This is a genomic window from Brevundimonas sp. FG128 (assembly GCF_057809775.1).
The window spans coordinates 861,314-877,564 of sequence record NZ_JBMDKP010000001.1 but is presented as its reverse complement, the minus strand read 5'-3'; the positions used below and the strand labels follow the sequence as shown (position 1 = coordinate 877,564).

Sequence of the window (16,251 nt, the reverse complement as noted above, 5' to 3'; positions counted from 1 at the left end):
GTGCCGGCCTGTCACGCCGGAGGTCGCGGGTTCGAGCCCCGTCACTCGCGCCACTCTCTCTAGAAATAGAAGAGTGGCGCACACCGCCTTCCCAAGAAGCTTCCGAAACAGCTCAAAAGTTTCGACCTGATACGCGGGTGTAGCTCAGTTGGTTAGAGTGCCGGCCTGTCACGCCGGAGGTCGCGGGTTCGAGCCCCGTCACTCGCGCCACTTCTTTTCCAGACATTGCAAAAAGAAGTGGCGCGCCCCGTTCCCGAGACGCGCCCCCTTAAACTCATCATCGGATCGCCCGCCTCAATGCAGCGGCAAGGCGGCATCCGGGTTCACGAACGCGGCTTCGCCCGTCAGCTCGCCATAGACCATGCACAGGTCCTCGAAGACACGATTCCAGGCGAACTGGCTGACCGCCTTCTCGCGCGCCGCCCGACCGATCGCCTCGATATCGCGCGCGAACAGCGCCTCGACCGCCTCGGCATAGGCCGACGCGTCGGCGCGCGTCGCCAGTTGCCCGACCGACTCATCGACCGTTTCCGCCACGCCTCCCGCGTTGACGCCGACGACGGGCCGTCCGCACGCCATGGCCTCCAGCACGATCAGGCCGAAGGGCTCCTTGTCGTTGGCGTGGACGAAGGCGTCGCAGCTGGCGATGATCTTGGCGACCGCCTTTGGATCGGTCTCATAGGGCATCGAGATCACCCGATCCTCGTCCGGCATGCCGGATCCGGCGCCCACCAGCACCAGATAGTAGGGCGCGCCCAGCTTCTGGACCGCTTCGATCAGGACATCGACGTTCTTCTCCTTGGCGGGACGGCCCGCGAAGCACAGCAGCCGGGCGTCGTCGCCCAGACCGAGTTCCTTCAGCAGCCACTGCCGGTCCCGACGCTCGGGGCGGAAGGTGTCGATCTCCACGCCCAACGGACGAATGACGATGTTCTCGACACCCGCCTCTTCCAGGCGACGCGCGATGAAACGGCTGGGCGAGACCACGCGGTCGAACTGGGAGAACAGACGGGCCCAGCGTTTCTCGACCGGCTTCTTGGCCCATTCGCCGAAATGCAGCGCTGCCAGGCCGGCGGGATCGGAATGGCAAAAGCCGACGACCGGACATCCCACGCGTTGCCCGGCCTCCAGCGCCCCCTGCCCCGGCGTGTAGGGGTCGCCGGCCTCGATGATCGACGGCTTCATCGCCGCCACCCAGGCGCTCCAGCGCTTCACCGAACTGGGCCAGCGATAGCCGTCGCCGAACGGCAGCTTGGTGGCCCGCAGACGGACTATCCCGTCCGTCGCCGCCTTGTGCCGCGCGCCGGGGACGATCAGCGAATGGCTGACGCCGGGCCGATTGGCCTCGATCCAGGCCTTCTTCGACAGCAGATAGCGCTTCACCCCGCCCGACCGCGGCGCGAACAACATGGTGGTGTCCACCAGGCGCGGCCGGTCGTCCATCGCGGCCATCTTCAGGGCCCGGAGCGTGTCCGCGACTTCGACGTCCAGCCCCGGAATCAGCCGGAGTTCGCTTTCGTGAACGTCGAGGTCGGTCATGCTCATGAAGGTGTTCTCGCCTGGTCTGGGCTGTCGAACGCCGGATGGGTTCGTTGGATGCGTCGCCCGGTCGCGGCGCTAGACCTTTCGACGGCCCTAAACCTGGGCGCGGCAAAGCTCAAGAGCGGCCCGTCGCAAATCCTTCCGTATCCGCCGCAAAGCCTTGAACGGGCGAACGTCGGTTCGTTCATAGGGGCTGCAGCCCCGGCGCGCGGCCTTGCATTCGCCTCAAATTCGATAAACTTGGAAGGCTGGCGCGGACCCTGCTAAGGGGTCGGGCGTACCATGATGCGTGACCACCAGGGGTTTCTACCGAATGCGTATTCTTCTCGCGACCGCCGTGGCGATCGCCCCCTTGATGGCCGCAACCGGGTCGCAGGCCGAGATCGTCATCTCGACCGCCCGGACGACGCCCATCCAGACGTCGAACGCCACCGGCACGGCCGCAGACAACATCCGCATCGCCAGCGGGGGCAGCATCGCCGTCGGCTCCGGCGCGGGGGTCACGCTAAACTCCAAAAACAGCGTCGACATCGACAGCGGCGGCTCCATCACCATCGCCAATGCGGCTGACGGCGCCACCGGCATTCAGGTCAACGGCGGAAACACCGGCACGGTCACCGTCGGCGGCGCGATCAACATCACCGACACCCTGACGGAACCCAAGGACGCGGACGAAGACGGCGATCTCGACGGGCCGTTCGCCGTGGGGACAGGCCGCTACGGCGTGCGTGTCTCCGGTGCGGCGCCGTTCACCGGCGACATCAACACCGAAACGTCCGGCTCCATCCGGGTCGAGGGCAACAACAGCTACGGCATCGGCATCGAAACCGATGTCGTCGGCTCGATCCAGAGTCTCGGCACGATCGGCGTGCTGGGCGACAACAGCACCGGCATCCGCGTCGCCGGCGATGTATCTGGCGACGTCGAAGTCCTCGGAAGCGTCACGGCGAACGGTGCAGGATCGCAGGGCTTGGCGGTTGAGGGCGACGTCGGGGGTGTTCTGAAACTGCAGGGCGCGATCGCGGCGACCGGCTACCGCTATACGACGCCGCCTCCCACCCGCCCCGAAACCGGCGAGTACGCCGACTCGATCGTGTTTCTCGACGAACTCGACGCCGACGATCTGCTTCAGGGCGGCCCGGCGGTTTCCGTCGCCGGCAATATCGCCGACGGCATCCTTCTGGACACAGGCCCCACCTACGCCAACGGCGTCGATGGCGACGATGACGACGACGGCGTCAAGAACGGCGACGAAGACGACGACGGCGACGGCAAGAAAAACAGCGAGGACACGGACCGCGACGGCGACGGCATTCTGGACACCGCCGAATCGACGGCGTCGATTACCTCGCTCGGCGGCGCCGCTGCGCTGCAGATCGGTTCCGCGACTCAGGCGGTCGATATCGGCGTGGTCGATGACGAATCCTTCGGCCTGATTAATCGGGGGTCCGTGACCGCCAACGGCCTGTATTCCGGCGTCGCCAGCCAAGCCTTGGTCATCGGCGTTCCAGGCGGACAGACCACGACCATTCAGGGTGGATTGTCGAACGCGGGCTCGATCACCTCCTCGGCCCTAGACGCCAATTCGACCGGCGTCCGGCTGGGCGCTGGCGCCTCGACGCCGACCATGAGCAACACCGGCACGATCCAGACGACGCTGACCAGCGACGAGGCGAGCACGGCGACCGCCCTGCAAATCGACGCAGGAGCCAATCTGCCGTCGCTCACAAACTCCGGCGTCATCCTCGCCGGGGCCGCCGGCAACCTGGTTGACGCCACAGCCATCCGCGACGCCTCCGGCACCTTGGCCAGCCTGACCAATACCGGCCGGATCACGGCTGTCGTGCAGCCGGACGCGGAAGACGACACCCCCGTCGACAGCACCGCCGTCGCGGTCGACGTCTCGGCCAATACGACGGGCGTCAACTTCGTTCAGAACGGCGTGGTCAACATTGACGAGGACGACACGACGACTGTCGACACCGACGGCGACGGCGTGTCCGACGCCACGGAGCCTGCGGTTCAGGGCAATATCCTGTTCGGCTCCGGTGCCGACACGCTGGACGTTCGCAACGGCACGGTCGTCGGCGACGTCAGCTTCGGGACCGGTGCAGACCGGCTGTCCATCACCGGCGGCGCGACCGTCTCCGGCGCGATCACCGACGCCGACGGCCTGCTGGACATCAATGTGGCGGACGGCACCCTCATTGCCGGCCAATCGACGTCGACGACGATCTCGAACCTGGACATCGGCGCGGACGGCATCCTGCTGGTCTCGCTCGATCCGGCGAACGAGACGACGCCCGGCTTCAATGTTACCGGGACGGCGAACCTGGCGGACGGCGCCGGCCTGGGCGTGCGCTTCACCTCGCTGCTCGAAGCCCCCGAACGGTTCACCATCATCGAGGCCGGCACGCTAAACGCCGGCACGATCGACCAGACGCTGGTCGAGGCGAACTCGCCCTATCTGTACGTGGTCAACGCCGCGGCCGACGAAGCCGCCGGCGAGGTCTATGTCGATGCCCGCCGCCGCACCGCCGAAGAAGCCGGTCTCATCTCCGTCGAGGCTTCAGCCTATGACGCGGTCTACGGCGCGTTGGGCGACAATGAAGCGCTGCGTAACCTGTTCTTGTCGCAGTCCTCACGTGAGGACTTCATCGACGCCTATGAGCAGATGCTGCCCGATCACTCCGGCGGCCCGCTGATGTCGCTTTCGGCTGGGGTCGATGCGGTGACGCGGGCGCTTACGGGTCGCAACGCCGCAGCAGCGCCGGGCGAGACCAGCGCCTGGCTGCAGGAGATCAATTTCTACGCCGACAAGGACAAGACCGACACCTATGGCTTCCGTTCGGAAGGCTTCGGCGTCGCGGGCGGTGTCGAAAAGGGCTCCAGCCTGGGCGCCTTCGGCATCTCCGCCGCCTTCACCTCCTCCGACATCAAGGACCCCGAGGCCGAGGCCGAAGAGGTCCTCTCAGCCAATCTGCTGGAGCTGGGCCTCTACTGGCGCGCCCAAGGCCAGTACTGGACGACCTGGGCCCGCGCGGCCGGCGGTTATGCCAGCTTCAACGCCGACCGATCGCTGGTCGCCGACGGGGTCTATCTGAACAACACCTCCGACTGGCACGGCTGGACGGCGGCGGTCGCCGGCGGGGCGTCGTATGAGCGTAACTTCGGTCGCCTGAACGTACGCCCCGAAATCTATGGCGAATATTTCCACCTGTCCGAAGGCGCCCGCACCGAACAGGGCGGCGGCGACGGCTTCGACCTGGACATCGATTCGCGCGACAGCCACATCTTCTCGGCCGTGGCGGCGATGAACATCGGCTACGGCTTCGGACGTAACCAGTGGCTGCGCCCCGAACTGCGCATCGGCTATCGCCAGAACATCTCGGTGGACGCCGGCGAGACCATCGCCCGCTTCGCCAGCGGCGGCCCGGACTTCATCCTGTCGCCCGACGCCATCGAAGGCGGCGGACCGATCCTTGGCTTCCGCGTGAACTTCGGCAACGACCTGGGCATGATCTCGCTGACCGGCGATGCGGAATTGCTCGAGGATTACGTGCGTTATTCGCTGCTGCTGCGGGCCAGCTTCCGGTTCTGATCGAAGCGATCCCCAAAAGGAAAAGGCCGCCGGAGCGATCCGGCGGCCTTTTTGTTTGGTAGGCGGCGACGGGTTCGAACCGCCGACCCTCTCGGTGTAAACGAGATGCTCTGACCAGCTGAGCTAGCCGCCCAAAATGCGAACAGGGCTTATGCCCTTGGCGCGTCAGCCGTTCAAGGCGCTTTTCAAACCTTCGCCGGGGCGAAAGCGCGCGGTGCGCGAGGCGGGGCGCGCGACGGCGGCGCCGGTCTGGGGATTGCGGGCGACGCCGGCCTTGCGATCGACCGCCACGAAGCTGCCGAAGCCGATCAGCTTGACGTCCCTACCCTGCGTCAGGGACTCGGCCACGCCGTCGGTGAAGGCCTCCAGCGCCGATTTCGCCTGGTCGCGGCTGATGTTCGCCGCCATCGCCATACGGCCGATGAGTTCCGCTTTGGTCATCTGTCCCCAAATGTCCCCCAAATGTCCCCCAAGCGAATCACTTAAGGGCAGATCGCGGGTTGCGTCAAAAGCGAAAACGCCGCCGGGAGGGTTCCCGGCGGCGCTTCGACTTCAACTCGACGTTAGTGGCTGACGGTGACCGCCGCCCCGTCGATCGGCGGCACGGGGGCCGGCAGCGGATCCGTCGCCTCGTCCCATTCCACCGGGGTCAACGTGCCGGTCAGGGCCCACTTCAGCGCCTCGTCCGCCGTGGAGATCGGCACGATCTCCAGCGCCGACTTCACATTGTCGGGCACGTCGGCCAGGTCCTTCTCGTTCTCCTGCGGGATCAGCACCGTCTTGACGCCCGAACGCAGGGCCGCGAGCAGCTTCTCCTTCAGGCCGCCGATGGCGGTGACCCGGCCGCGCAGGGTGATCTCGCCGGTCATGGCGATGTCCTTCCTGATCGGGATGCCCGTCAGGACCGAGACCATAGCCACCGTCATGGCGACGCCGGCGGACGGACCGTCCTTGGGCGTGGCGCCGTCCGGCACGTGGACGTGGATGTCGGTCTTCTCGAACACCGGCGGCTTGACGCCGAAGGCCAGCGCGCGCGAGCGGACATAGGAGGCGGCGGCGGAGATCGACTCCTTCATCACCTCCTTCAGATTGCCGGTCACGGTCATGCGGCCGCGCCCCGGCATCTTGATCGCCTCAATGGTCAGGATGTCGCCGCCGAACTCGGTCCAGGCCAGGCCCGTCACGATGCCGACCTGATCCTCCTCATCCGTCTCGCCGTAACGGAACTTCTTCACGCCCGCATAGTCCGCCAGCTTGGCGTCATCGACGGTGATCGACTTGGCGCCCGTCTTGGCCATCTCGCGCACGGCCTTGCGCGCCAGACCGCCCAGGGCGCGTTCCAGCGACCGCACGCCGGCTTCGCGGGTGTAGTAACGGATCAGGTCGCGGATCGTGTTTTCCGGCACGATCAGCTCGTCGGCCTTCAGACCGTGGTCGGTCAGCTGTTTGGGTAGGACGTGGCGCTTGGCGATCTCGACCTTTTCGTCTTCGGTGTAGCCCGAGACCCGGATGATCTCCATCCGGTCCATCAGCGGCTGCGGCATGTTCAGGCTGTTCGCCGTCGTCACGAACATCACCTGGGACAGGTCGTAGTCCACCTCCAGATAGTGGTCGCCGAAGGTCGAGTTCTGAGCCGGGTCCAGCACCTCGAGCAGGGCCGAGGACGGGTCGCCGCGCCAGTCGGAACCCAGCTTGTCGATCTCGTCGAGCAGGACGAAGGCGTTGGTGGTCTTGGCCTTCTTCATCGACTGGATGATCTTGCCGGGCATGGAGCCGATATAGGTCCGGCGGTGACCGCGGATCTCGCTCTCGTCGCGCACACCGCCCAGCGACATGCGGACGTATTCACGCCCGGTCGCCTTGGCGATGGACTTGGCCAGCGAGGTCTTGCCGACGCCTGGAGGGCCGACGAGGCACAGGATCGGCCCCTTCAGGCTGCCGGTGCGGGCCTGGACGGCCAGATATTCGACGATCCGTTCCTTGACCTTCTCCAGGCCGAAGTGGTCCTCCTCGAGGATCTCCTCCGCCTTGTTGAGGTCGATCGGCTTCTGCTTGGCTTTGCCCCACGGCACGGACAGCAGCCAGTCGAGATAGTTGCGCACCACGGTCGATTCCGCCGACATCGGCGACATGTTGCGCAGCTTCTTGACCTCGGCCTCGGCCTTGGTGCGCGCTTCCTTGGACAGGCGCGTCTTACGGATGCGCTTCTCCAGGTCCATGATCTCGTCGCGCGCGTCGTCGGTCTCGCCCAGCTCGCGCTGGATCGCCTTCATCTGCTCGTTCAGATAATATTCGCGCTGGGTCTTCTCCATCTGGCGCTTCACGCGCGAGCGGATCTTCTTCTCGACCTGAAGGACGGAGATCTCGCCTTCCATCAGGCCATAGACCTTCTCCAGCCGCTTGGGCACATCGAAGGTCTCCAGCAGGCCCTGCTTGTCGGCGATCTTGACCGACAGGTGGGCGGCGACCGAGTCGGCCAGCTTGGAGGCGTCAGTGATCTGGGGAATGGAGCTGAGAGCCTCGGGCGGCACCTTCTTGTTCAGCTTCACGTAGTTTTCGAACTGCTCGACCACGGCGCGCAGCATGGCCTCGGACTGGGAGGTCTCGCCCGGCTCATCGTCGATTTCGACGGCCTCGGCCTCGAAATACTCCTCGCGGTCGGTGAAGCGGGTCAGGCGCGCGCGGCCCTTGCCCTCGACCAGGACCTTGACGGTGCCGTCGGGCAGTTTCAGCAGTTGCAGCACGCTGGCCAGCACGCCGATGGGATAGATGGCGTCGGTCGACGGGTCGTCGTCGACGCTGTTCTTCTGGGTCGCCAGAAGAATCTGCTTCTCGCCCTTCATGATCTCGTCGAGGGCCTTCACCGACTTCTCGCGGCCCACGAAGAGCGGCACGACCATGTGCGGAAAGACGACGATGTCCCTCAGCGGCAGGACGGGCAGGATCTTGGGTTCAGTCATGATGCGTACTCCCGGGCCATTGATGATCTCCGGCCCGCCGCCACGGTCGCCCGGGCAAGAGGCCCGACCAGCGCATGACGGCCCGTCGATTCCGACGGCGTTCGGATGAGTATGTGGTTTGAAAGACCCACGGTTCAAGCGTGGCCGCCGAATGGTCCACATCTGCATGGAAAACGGCCCGATCGCGCGCTTTCGCTTCGAACCGGACCCCGCGCGAATTTGCCACACCGGCGCCAGGGGCGTAGGTCGGGCCGCTCCCATCGCTGAACGAAAGATCGAGGTATGGCGCCCCCATCCCGCGCGAGCCTGCATGCCGCCTGGCGTGAACATATCGGCCCTGTGTGGAAGAGCCGGCTGGCTGCCGGCGGCGGCGCGGTCGGCGTCGGCCTGTTCGCTTGGCTGTTCGCCATGGCCGCCGACCATGCCCAGCGACTGTTCACCGGCATGACCGATGCGGTTCCCCTGGCGCCCCTGGTCGTGACCCCGGCGGGGTTCGTGCTGCTGGCCTGGCTGACGCGGCGGTATGCGCCGCAGGCCAAGGGATCCGGCATTCCCCAGATCATCGCCGCCGCCCGGCACGTCGAAAAGGGGCGAACGGGCGGGCTGGTGTCCCTGCGCACCGGCGCCTTCAAGGCCGTGGCCACCCTGGCCGCCTTGCTGGTGGGCGGGTCGGTGGGCCGTGAAGGCCCGACGGTCCAGTTGGGCGCCTCCATCATGGTCGCCGCGCACCGGCTGCTTCGCGTGCCGGTCAACGCCGCCGTGATCATCGCCGGCGGCGCCGCGGGCGTGGCCGCCGCATTCAACACCCCGATCGCCGGCGTGGCCTTCGCGCTGGAGGAACTGGCCTCGGCCTATGAGCAGCGCCTGACCCTGCTGGTCATGGCCGCCGTCGTCATCGCCGGTCTGGTCCCCCTCAGCCTTGCGGGCGACTACGTCTATTTCGGCGTGGTCAGGGAGACGCTTCCGGGATTGCAGGCCCTGCCGGCCGCCGTGATCGTGGGGGCCGTCGGCGGCCTGGCGGGCGGGCTATTCTCGCGCGTCTCGCTGCGCCTGCTCGGCCCCGCCTCCCCGCTCGGCCGGCGCCCGATGCTGACCGCTCTGGCCTGTGGCGTGATCGTCGCCGCCATCGGCGTGGTCACGGGCCTGACCTGGGGCACGGGCTACGAAGCGGCCCGCGCCCTGGTGGAGGGCGAACAACAGCCGTTGTGGTTTGCTCCGGCCAAGTTCGTCTCGACCCTGGCCTCCAGCCTTTCGGGTGCGCCAGGCGGCGTGTTCGCCCCGTCCCTGTCGGTCGGCGCCGGTCTGGGCGGGCTGATGGCCGAACTCTTTCCGGCGGACAATCGCGGCGCCATCGTCCTGCTGGGCATGATCGCCTATTTCGTGGGCGTCGTGCGGGCCCCGCTGACGGCGGTCGTCATCATGTCGGAAATGACCGCCAATCGGACGATGATCCTGCCCCTGTTCGCCGCCGCAGTGGTCGCCGACGTCGCCGCGCGCCTGGTCTGCAAGCAGCGCCTGTATCACGGTCTCGCCGCCAACTTCGCCCCGGTGAAGACCGATGCCGAGACCGAAGCGGAACCGGCCACGAAAAAGGCCCCGGGCGACACGCCCGGGGCCTGATCTCTTGCGGTGACGACGACCGTCAGGCGGCGCCGTCAGCCTTCTTCTTGGACGCTTCGGAATAGATCAGCAGGGGCTGGGCCTTGCCGTCGATGACTTCCGCATTGACCACCACCTCTTCGACGCCCTCGAAGGTCGGCAGTTCGAACATGGTCTCCAGCAGGATGCCTTCCAGGATCGAACGCAGGCCACGCGCGCCGGTCTTGCGTGTGATCGCCTTCTTGGCGACGGCGATCAGGGCGTCGTCGGTGAAGGCCAGTTCGACATTCTCCATCTCGAACAGGCGCTTGTACTGTTTGACCAGGGCGTTCTTGGGCTCGGTCAGGATGGTGACCAAGGCCGCTTCGTCCAGGTCTTCCAGCGTCGCCAGCACGGGCAGACGGCCGATGAACTCGGGGATCAGGCCGAAACGCATCAGGTCGTCAGGCTCGACGCCCTTCAGGATGTCGCCGGTGCGACGCTCGTCGATCTCCTTGACCTGAGCGCCGAAGCCGATCGAGGCCCCTGCCCCGCGCGCCGAGATCACCTTCTCCAGGCCGGCGAAGGCGCCGCCGACGATGAACAGGATGTTGGCGGTGTCGACCTGCAGGAACTCCTGCTGCGGATGTTTGCGCCCGCCTTGCGGAGGCACGGAGGCGACGGTGCCTTCCATGATCTTCAGCAGGGCCTGCTGCACACCCTCGCCCGACACGTCGCGGGTGATCGACGGGTTGTCCGACTTGCGGCTGATCTTGTCGATTTCGTCGATGTAGACGATGCCGCGCTGGGCCCGTTCGACATTGTAGTCGGAGGCCTGGAGCAGCTTCAGGATGATGTTCTCGACATCCTCGCCCACATAACCGGCTTCGGTCAGGGTGGTGGCGTCGGCCATGGTGAAGGGCACGTCGATGATGCGCGCCAGCGTCTGGGCCAGCAGCGTCTTGCCCGAGCCGGTCGGCCCGATCAGCATGATGTTCGACTTGGCCAGTTCGACGTCGTTGTTCTTCGTCGCGTGGTTCAGGCGCTTGTAGTGGTTGTGGACGGCGACCGAGAGGACCTTCTTGGCGTGCGACTGGCCGATGACATAGTCATCCAGGACGTCGCGAATCTCCTTGGGCGTGGGAACGCCGTCGGTCGTCTTCTTGAAGCCGATCTTGTGCTCTTCACGGATGATGTCCATGCACAGTTCGACGCATTCATCGCAGATGAAGACGGTCGGGCCCGCGATGAGTTTGCGGACCTCGTGCTGGCTCTTTCCGCAGAACGAGCAGTAGAGGGTGCTTTTGGCGTCTGAGCCGGCTGCTTTGGTCATAGACCCTTATCTCACTCCCGCGGGGCGGACCGAAATGGCCCGAAACGCGCTTCCCTCACATTGATTCCAGTACTCTGGCTGCGAAGGTCTTCAAAAAATGACAATCACCCATCACACGTTCCGCGACAACCCCGAAGGCGGCATGGGATTGTTGCAGTGCGTGGATGGATCAGTGTCGGCGGGGATCAAGGCGAATGTCTGACATGGGAGGTCTGCACGATTTGCGCCAGTCCAAAACCGGCGGCCGGCCGATCGTGGCGTTCGATTTCGACGGCACGCTGACGATTCGCGACAGTTTCACCGAATTCCTGAAATGGCGCGCCGGACCGGGCGCCTGGGCGCTGGGTCTGGTCAAGTTGGCGCCCGCCGTAGCGGCCTATGCGCGGGATCGGGACCGGGGGCGGATCAAGGCGGCCTCGGTGAAGGAGTTTCTGCGGGGCGTGGATCGCGCCGCGCTGGAAGCCGACGCCCAGCGCTTCGCCGACGCGGTCTGGGACCGGTTCATGCGGCCGGATGCGCTGAAGGTCTGGAACGACTGGGGCGAACGCGGCGCGCATCGCGTAATCGTGACCGCATCGCCCGAGGCGACGGTGGCCCCGTTCGCACGCCGGTTGGGCGCGGAGGCCTTGCTGGGCACCGAACTGGTGTTCGATTCGGACGACAGGGTCACGGGGGCCTTCGCCGGTCCGAACTGTCGCGCCGAGGAGAAGGTGCGCCGGCTCAAGACCGCCTATGGCCCCGACATGGTCCTGACCGCCGCCTATGGCGACACCTCGGGCGATGCGGAGATGCTGGCGATGGCCCAGGAGCCGGGCTTTCGGGTGTTTCGCCAGAAACCGTGACGGTCAGTTGCCGTCCGCATCCACGTCAAACACCACGGCCTTGCCCCGCGATGTCGGGTCCCATCCCGCCGCGATGGCCGAGGTGATGGCGGTGCGGACGGCGTCGACGTTGACCCGCTGCTTTTCGACATCCGGTCGGCCATTGGGTCGCAGCGGCGGGGGGAACTGCACGATGGCCTCGCGCTTGAAATCGACATGGCGCAGGGACACGGCCATGCCTTCCCAGACATTGCCGCCCTTGGGCTGGGGCTGGCGACGAAGCTCCCACTCATAGGTCTCGCCGTCGACTTCGACCGTGCCGCTTGGATCTCGTGTGAATTGCATGGCGGCCTGATAGCACAAATGAAAAAGGCGCACCGGCATCGGTGCGCCTTTTCCGTTCGATCTCCGCCTCGGCTCAGCTGCCGGGCGTCTTCACGCCGTCGGCGTCGGCCTGTTCGCGGCGGTCATAGACATGGTCCACGATGCCCCAGGCCTTGGCTTCCTCGGCCGACATGAAGTGGTCGCGGTCCAGGGTCTTCTCGACTTCCTCATACGTCCGGCCGGTGTGGTGGACGTAGATCTCGTTCAGACGCTTCTTGGTGTAGCGGATGTCGGCGGCGTGCAGTTCGATGTCCGACGCCTGGCCACGGAACCCGCCGGAAGGCTGGTGCACCATGATCCGCGCGTTCGGCAGGGCGATCCGCTGGCCCGCAGCGCCGGCCGTCAGGATCAGCGAGCCGGCCGAGGCGGCCATGCCCATGACCACGGTCGAAACCGGGCTTTTGATATACTGCATGGTGTCGTAGATCGCGAGCGCCGAGGACACCTGTCCGCCGGGGCTGTTGATATACATGGAGATTTCCTTTTTCGGATTCTCCGACTCCAGGAACAGCAGCTGGGCGCAGATCAGCGACGCCATCGTGTCCTCGAACGGCCCCGTCAGGAAGATGATCCGCTCGCGCAGCAGACGCGAGAAGATGTCGAAGGAGCGCTCGCCCCGGCTGGACTGCTCCACCACCATGGGGACCAGGTTCATATTCATCAGTTCGATCGGATCGCGCATATAGCCTTCTCGAGAATGCTGGGGGCGCGCGACTCAAAGACCACACGCCTTGTTACTCTGCATATCGCGTCATGAAGGCCGCCTTACAAGGCCGGCCCTGGACACGAAAAAAGCGGAGGCCCTGCGACCTCCGCTTTTGGGATCATCAAACCCAGAAGGCGATCAGCCCTCTTCGTCTTCCTTCAGCAGCTCTTCCTTGGTGATCGGCGTGTCGGTCACCTCGGCCAGGCCGACGATCAGGTCGACGACCTTCTCTTCATAGATCGGCGCGCGCATCTGGGCGGCGGCGTTGGGGTTCTGGCGGTAGAAGTTCAGGACGGCCTGTTCCTGGCCCGGATAGTTGCGGGCTTCCTGCAGGATGGCGGCGTTCAGTTCCTGGTCGGTGACCTGGACGTTGTTGGCGCGACCGATCTCGGCCAGCACCAGACCCAGGCGCACGCGGCGCTCGGCGATCTTGCGGTATTCGGCCTTCAGATCCTCGTCCGACTTGGCGGCGTCTTCTTCCGGCAGGCGTCCGGCGGTCTTGTCGGCCTCGACCTGTTGCCAGATGCCGTCGAACTCGGCCTCGACCATCTTGGGCGGCAGCGGGAAGTCGTGGGCTTCGTCCAGTTGGTCCAGCAGGGCGCGCTTCAGCTTGAAGCGGGCGGCGCCGGCATATTGCTGGTTCAGGTTCTGGCTCAGCAGTTCCTTCAGCTTGTCCAGCGATTCCAGACCGATGCGCTTGGCGAAGTCCTCGTCGACCTTGGCTTCGACCTCGGCCTTGATGGCCTTCACCTTGACGTCGAAGGTGGCCAGTTTGCCGGCCAGGTGAGCGGCTTGATAGTTCTCGGGGAAGGTGACCTCGATGGTCTTCTCTTCACCGACCTTGGCGCCGGTCAGTTGCTCTTCGAAGCCGGGGATGAAACGGCCCGAGCCGATCACCAGGTCCGCATCCTCGGCCGTGCCGCCGTCGAAGGGTTCGCCGTCCAGCTTGCCCAGGAAGTCGATGGTCAGTTGGTCGCCCTCGGCGGCCTTGCCCTTCTTGTCCTCGTAGGACTTGGCCTGGCCGGCCAGCTCGGTCAGGGCCTCGTCCAGATCGGCGTCCGAGGCTTCGTAGGTCGGGCGGTCCAGCTTCAGGGTTTTGGGATCGACCGGGGTGAAGTCCGGCATGATTTCCAGGGCCATCTCATAGGCCAGGTCTTCCTCGCCCTTGATGACCTTGTCCATGTCGGAGGTCAGCTTCATCTCGGCCGGGGCGGCCGGACGGATCTTGGCCTCGTCCAGGGCCTTCTGGCTGGTCTCGTTCAGTTCGGCGTTGATGATCTCGCCCATGAACTCGCGGCCGAAGGTCTTCTTGACGTGGGCGACCGGCACCTTGCCCGGGCGGAAGCCCTTCAGCTTCACCTGCGGGGCGACTTCCTTGACGCGGGCTTCGAGCTTCTCGTTCAGCTCCGCGACGGGGATGGTGACCGCGAGCACGCGGCTGAGGCCTTCGTTCGACTTTTCGACGACTTGCATGGTCGGGATTTCTGACGCTCTGGGGCGCATGGACCGTCGAGACGGCCAGCGCGGAATGGATAAAGCAAGAAGGCCGCCCCTTGCAGAGCGGCGCCTCGAAGCCCGCCCTTATGTCGAGAAGGGCTCCAAAGGTCAACGCGGGCGTGGCGTCAGGCGGTGGTTTCGGTCCGGATCGGAGCTTATGTAGGGCGAATGAACCAGCCCGCCTCCCCCATCGGCGTCTTCGTCACGCCCGTCACGCCGCTTCAGCAGAACTGCACCACCGTTTGGTGCACAGCGACCAACAAGGCAGCTGTCATCGATCCGGGCGGGTCGGTCGATGCGATTCTGGGCGAGGTCCAACGGCGTGGCCTCACCCTTGACCAGATCTGGATCACCCACGGCCATCTGGATCATGCGGGCGGCGCCGCCGAGATGCAGGAGAAAACCGGTGTCCAGATCACTGGCCCTCAGAAGGCCGACCAGTTCTGGATCGATCGGATCGTGGAAAGCGGCCGGATGTACGGCCTGCCCGACGCCCGCCCCTTCACGCCCGACCGCTGGCTGGAGGACGGCGACACGGTGTCGCTGGGCGAAACGACATGGGAGGTCCGCCACTGCCCGGGCCATACGCCGGGTCATGTGATCTTTTTCAACCGCGCGGCGCGATTCGCCCAGGTCGGCGACGTCCTGTTCAAGGGCTCCGTCGGCCGCACCGACTTCCCCATGAGCGATCCGCCCGCCCTGATCCGCAGCGTCGTCGAAAAGCTGTGGCCCCTGGGCGCCGACGTCACCTTCGTACCGGGCCACGGCCCCATCTCGACCTTTGGCGAGGAACGGCGAACCAATCCGTTCGTGTCGGACGCCGCGCTTCGTCAGGCGCCGATCCAGCGGGAACCGACAGGACCTGCCTGACGGTCCTCAGCGGCGCAGGAGCATGCCGATGATCACGCCGACGCCTAGGGCGTAAAGGGTCGCCTTCATCGGGTGATCCTGAATGTCTTCCTGAGCGCGATGCAGTCGTCCTGAAACCTTTTCACGCACCAGCCCTGCGTCTTCCCGCACGGCCCGACGGATTGAGGTCGTCTTACCGAAGCTGCGGCCTTCGCCTCCAGCCAGGATGGCGTCGGCCTCCCTGTCCAGGCGTTGGGTCAGGCTGTCGTCTTCCAGAACGATGTCGTCGGGCGAAGGCGGGGCGATGGGGGTCTGTGTCATGGCGATCTCCGGGTTTGGACAATCAAACCGGCGCGGGCCTCTACAGTTCCCTTTGAACGTCGGGCTCGGGGCCGCGTTGGTTGGGCCCAAGGAGAATGCCCATGACCTATATCGAACCCACGCCCGGCGGAGCGCCCCAGCCCGAGATCCCGCCGGAGCCCTCGCCCCAACCGGAAATCCAGCCGTCAGACACCCCTGACGAGGTTCCGCCGATGGAACCGGGCGGCGGCGGCGAAGGTGATTCTCGCCCTTACGACGCGGAATGAAGTCAAGCCGCGAAAACGTTCAGACCTGCGACAGTAAAACTGGGTTCCGCACGGAACCGTCACCGAGTCACTGGGTTCAGTTCAGCAAGCGCAACGGCAGCACTGAAAGGACACCGATGGACAGTCAACCCACGCGACCCTCCGGCGTTTCCAAGCGAGGATTCGCCTCCATGGACCCAGAGCGTCAGCGCGAAATCGCAAGAAAAGGGGGCGCCAGCGTCCCCAGCGAGAAACGCAGCTTCTCCCAGGATCGCAGCCTGGCCGCACAGGCCGGCCGCAAGGGCGGAGAAGCCTCTCATGGCCCGAAGAAAGAACCCGGCTCGCCGGAGGGCGAATAAGAAGACCAAAGACGAATGAAATAAGGGCGGCTCCTTGATCGAGGAGCCGCCCTTT

Annotated in this window: 14 protein-coding genes and 2 tRNA genes; 7 read left to right on the top strand and 9 right to left on the bottom strand. The window is 65.6% G+C overall.

All coding sequences use genetic code 11. The annotated features are described in order from the left end of the window. Positions 1–133: 133 nt before the first annotated feature. Positions 134–210: transfer RNA gene (locus ACODSC_RS04395), tRNA-Asp, on the top strand. Between the two features lie 84 nt (positions 211–294). Here ACODSC_RS04395 and ACODSC_RS04390 read toward each other — a convergent pair. Further along, complete coding sequence (locus tag ACODSC_RS04390; protein ID WP_488812110.1) at positions 295–1,545, bottom strand: glycosyltransferase; 1,251 nt, start codon at positions 1,543–1,545, stop codon at positions 295–297. A gap of 310 nt (positions 1,546–1,855) precedes the next feature. Between ACODSC_RS04390 and ACODSC_RS04385 the strand changes: the two genes are divergently transcribed. Then, on the top strand, positions 1,856–5,143 hold the full coding sequence (locus tag ACODSC_RS04385; protein WP_488812108.1) for an autotransporter outer membrane beta-barrel domain-containing protein: 3,288 nt from the start codon (positions 1,856–1,858) through the stop codon (positions 5,141–5,143). A gap of 56 nt (positions 5,144–5,199) precedes the next feature. Here ACODSC_RS04385 and ACODSC_RS04380 read toward each other — a convergent pair. From ACODSC_RS04380 to lon, 3 genes are all read right to left on the bottom strand, one after another. Beyond that, a tRNA-Val gene (locus ACODSC_RS04380) sits at positions 5,200–5,276 on the bottom strand. Positions 5,277–5,308: 32 nt separating this feature from the next. After that, positions 5,309–5,584: an HU family DNA-binding protein gene (locus tag ACODSC_RS04375; RefSeq protein WP_488812106.1), complete on the bottom strand. Its 276-nt coding sequence runs from the start codon at positions 5,582–5,584 to the stop codon at positions 5,309–5,311. Between the two features lie 122 nt (positions 5,585–5,706). Beyond that, positions 5,707–8,103 carry an endopeptidase La gene (gene lon / locus ACODSC_RS04370; protein WP_488812104.1) on the bottom strand — a complete coding sequence of 799 codons (2,397 nt, stop codon included), beginning with the start codon at positions 8,101–8,103 and terminating at the stop codon, positions 5,707–5,709. Between the two features lie 282 nt (positions 8,104–8,385). On the opposite strand from lon, the gene ACODSC_RS04365 reads away from it, so the two are divergent. Further along, on the top strand, positions 8,386–9,723 hold the full coding sequence (locus tag ACODSC_RS04365) for a chloride channel protein (RefSeq protein WP_488812102.1): 1,338 nt from the start codon (positions 8,386–8,388) through the stop codon (positions 9,721–9,723). A 22-nt stretch (positions 9,724–9,745) separates the two neighbouring features. Here ACODSC_RS04365 and clpX read toward each other — a convergent pair whose 3' ends face one another. Further along, entirely contained in the window at positions 9,746–11,014 is a 1,269-nt protein-coding gene (gene clpX, locus ACODSC_RS04360; RefSeq protein WP_488812100.1) for an ATP-dependent Clp protease ATP-binding subunit ClpX, read from the bottom strand. A 194-nt stretch (positions 11,015–11,208) separates the two neighbouring features. Here clpX and ACODSC_RS04355 point away from each other — a divergent pair, with 194 nt between their 5' ends. Further along, on the top strand, positions 11,209–11,856 hold the full coding sequence (locus tag ACODSC_RS04355; RefSeq protein ID WP_488812098.1) for an HAD-IB family hydrolase: 648 nt from the start codon (positions 11,209–11,211) through the stop codon (positions 11,854–11,856). A gap of 3 nt (positions 11,857–11,859) precedes the next feature. Here the strand turns inward: ACODSC_RS04355 and ACODSC_RS04350 are convergent, their stop codons facing one another. The 3 genes from ACODSC_RS04350 to tig form a co-directional block, all read right to left on the bottom strand. Then, the gene (locus ACODSC_RS04350) at positions 11,860–12,180 is read right to left on the bottom strand and encodes a hypothetical protein (protein ID WP_488812096.1); all 321 of its coding nucleotides are present in this window, start codon (positions 12,178–12,180) and stop codon (positions 11,860–11,862) included. 73 nt (positions 12,181–12,253) lie between these two features. Then, positions 12,254–12,901: an ATP-dependent Clp protease proteolytic subunit gene (locus ACODSC_RS04345; RefSeq protein ID WP_488812094.1), complete on the bottom strand. Its 648-nt coding sequence runs from the start codon at positions 12,899–12,901 to the stop codon at positions 12,254–12,256. Between the two features lie 162 nt (positions 12,902–13,063). Further along, positions 13,064–14,398, bottom strand: coding sequence for a trigger factor (tig, locus tag ACODSC_RS04340; protein WP_488812092.1), 1,335 nt, complete (start codon positions 14,396–14,398; stop codon positions 13,064–13,066). 192 nt (positions 14,399–14,590) lie between these two features. Here tig and ACODSC_RS04335 point away from each other — a divergent pair, with 192 nt between their 5' ends. Further along, the gene (locus ACODSC_RS04335; RefSeq protein ID WP_488812090.1) at positions 14,591–15,292 is read left to right on the top strand and encodes an MBL fold metallo-hydrolase; all 702 of its coding nucleotides are present in this window, start codon (positions 14,591–14,593) and stop codon (positions 15,290–15,292) included. 6 nt (positions 15,293–15,298) lie between these two features. On the opposite strand, the gene ACODSC_RS04330 is transcribed toward ACODSC_RS04335, so the two are convergent. After that, positions 15,299–15,592: a hypothetical protein gene (locus tag ACODSC_RS04330; protein WP_488812088.1), complete on the bottom strand. Its 294-nt coding sequence runs from the start codon at positions 15,590–15,592 to the stop codon at positions 15,299–15,301. 101 nt (positions 15,593–15,693) lie between these two features. On the opposite strand from ACODSC_RS04330, the gene ACODSC_RS04325 reads away from it, so the two are divergent. Next, the gene (locus tag ACODSC_RS04325) at positions 15,694–15,858 is read left to right on the top strand and encodes a hypothetical protein (protein ID WP_488812087.1); all 165 of its coding nucleotides are present in this window, start codon (positions 15,694–15,696) and stop codon (positions 15,856–15,858) included. A 116-nt stretch (positions 15,859–15,974) separates the two neighbouring features. Then, positions 15,975–16,196, top strand: a complete 222-nt coding sequence (locus tag ACODSC_RS04320; RefSeq protein ID WP_488812155.1) for a con-10 family general stress protein — start codon at positions 15,975–15,977, stop codon at positions 16,194–16,196. Positions 16,197–16,251: the final 55 nt, after the last annotated feature.

What these genes read in the sequence shown, in the direction of transcription:
- ACODSC_RS04390 (WP_488812110.1), bottom strand. Translation starts at nt 1,545, where the DNA reads ATGAGCATGACCGACCTCGACGTTCACGAAAGCGAACTCCGGCTGATT.
- ACODSC_RS04385 (WP_488812108.1), top strand. Translation starts at nt 1,856, where the DNA reads ATGCGTATTCTTCTCGCGACCGCCGTGGCGATCGCCCCCTTGATGGCC.
- ACODSC_RS04375 (WP_488812106.1), bottom strand. Translation starts at nt 5,584, where the DNA reads ATGACCAAAGCGGAACTCATCGGCCGTATGGCGATGGCGGCGAACATC.
- lon (WP_488812104.1), bottom strand. Translation starts at nt 8,103, where the DNA reads ATGACTGAACCCAAGATCCTGCCCGTCCTGCCGCTGAGGGACATCGTC.
- ACODSC_RS04365 (WP_488812102.1), top strand. Translation starts at nt 8,386, where the DNA reads ATGGCGCCCCCATCCCGCGCGAGCCTGCATGCCGCCTGGCGTGAACAT.
- clpX (WP_488812100.1), bottom strand. Translation starts at nt 11,014, where the DNA reads ATGACCAAAGCAGCCGGCTCAGACGCCAAAAGCACCCTCTACTGCTCG.
- ACODSC_RS04355 (WP_488812098.1), top strand. Translation starts at nt 11,209, where the DNA reads ATGTCTGACATGGGAGGTCTGCACGATTTGCGCCAGTCCAAAACCGGC.
- ACODSC_RS04350 (WP_488812096.1), bottom strand. Translation starts at nt 12,180, where the DNA reads ATGCAATTCACACGAGATCCAAGCGGCACGGTCGAAGTCGACGGCGAG.
- ACODSC_RS04345 (WP_488812094.1), bottom strand. Translation starts at nt 12,901, where the DNA reads ATGCGCGATCCGATCGAACTGATGAATATGAACCTGGTCCCCATGGTG.
- tig (WP_488812092.1), bottom strand. Translation starts at nt 14,398, where the DNA reads ATGCAAGTCGTCGAAAAGTCGAACGAAGGCCTCAGCCGCGTGCTCGCG.
- ACODSC_RS04335 (WP_488812090.1), top strand. Translation starts at nt 14,591, where the DNA reads ATGAACCAGCCCGCCTCCCCCATCGGCGTCTTCGTCACGCCCGTCACG.
- ACODSC_RS04330 (WP_488812088.1), bottom strand. Translation starts at nt 15,592, where the DNA reads ATGACACAGACCCCCATCGCCCCGCCTTCGCCCGACGACATCGTTCTG.
- ACODSC_RS04325 (WP_488812087.1), top strand. Translation starts at nt 15,694, where the DNA reads ATGACCTATATCGAACCCACGCCCGGCGGAGCGCCCCAGCCCGAGATC.
- ACODSC_RS04320 (WP_488812155.1), top strand. Translation starts at nt 15,975, where the DNA reads ATGGACAGTCAACCCACGCGACCCTCCGGCGTTTCCAAGCGAGGATTC.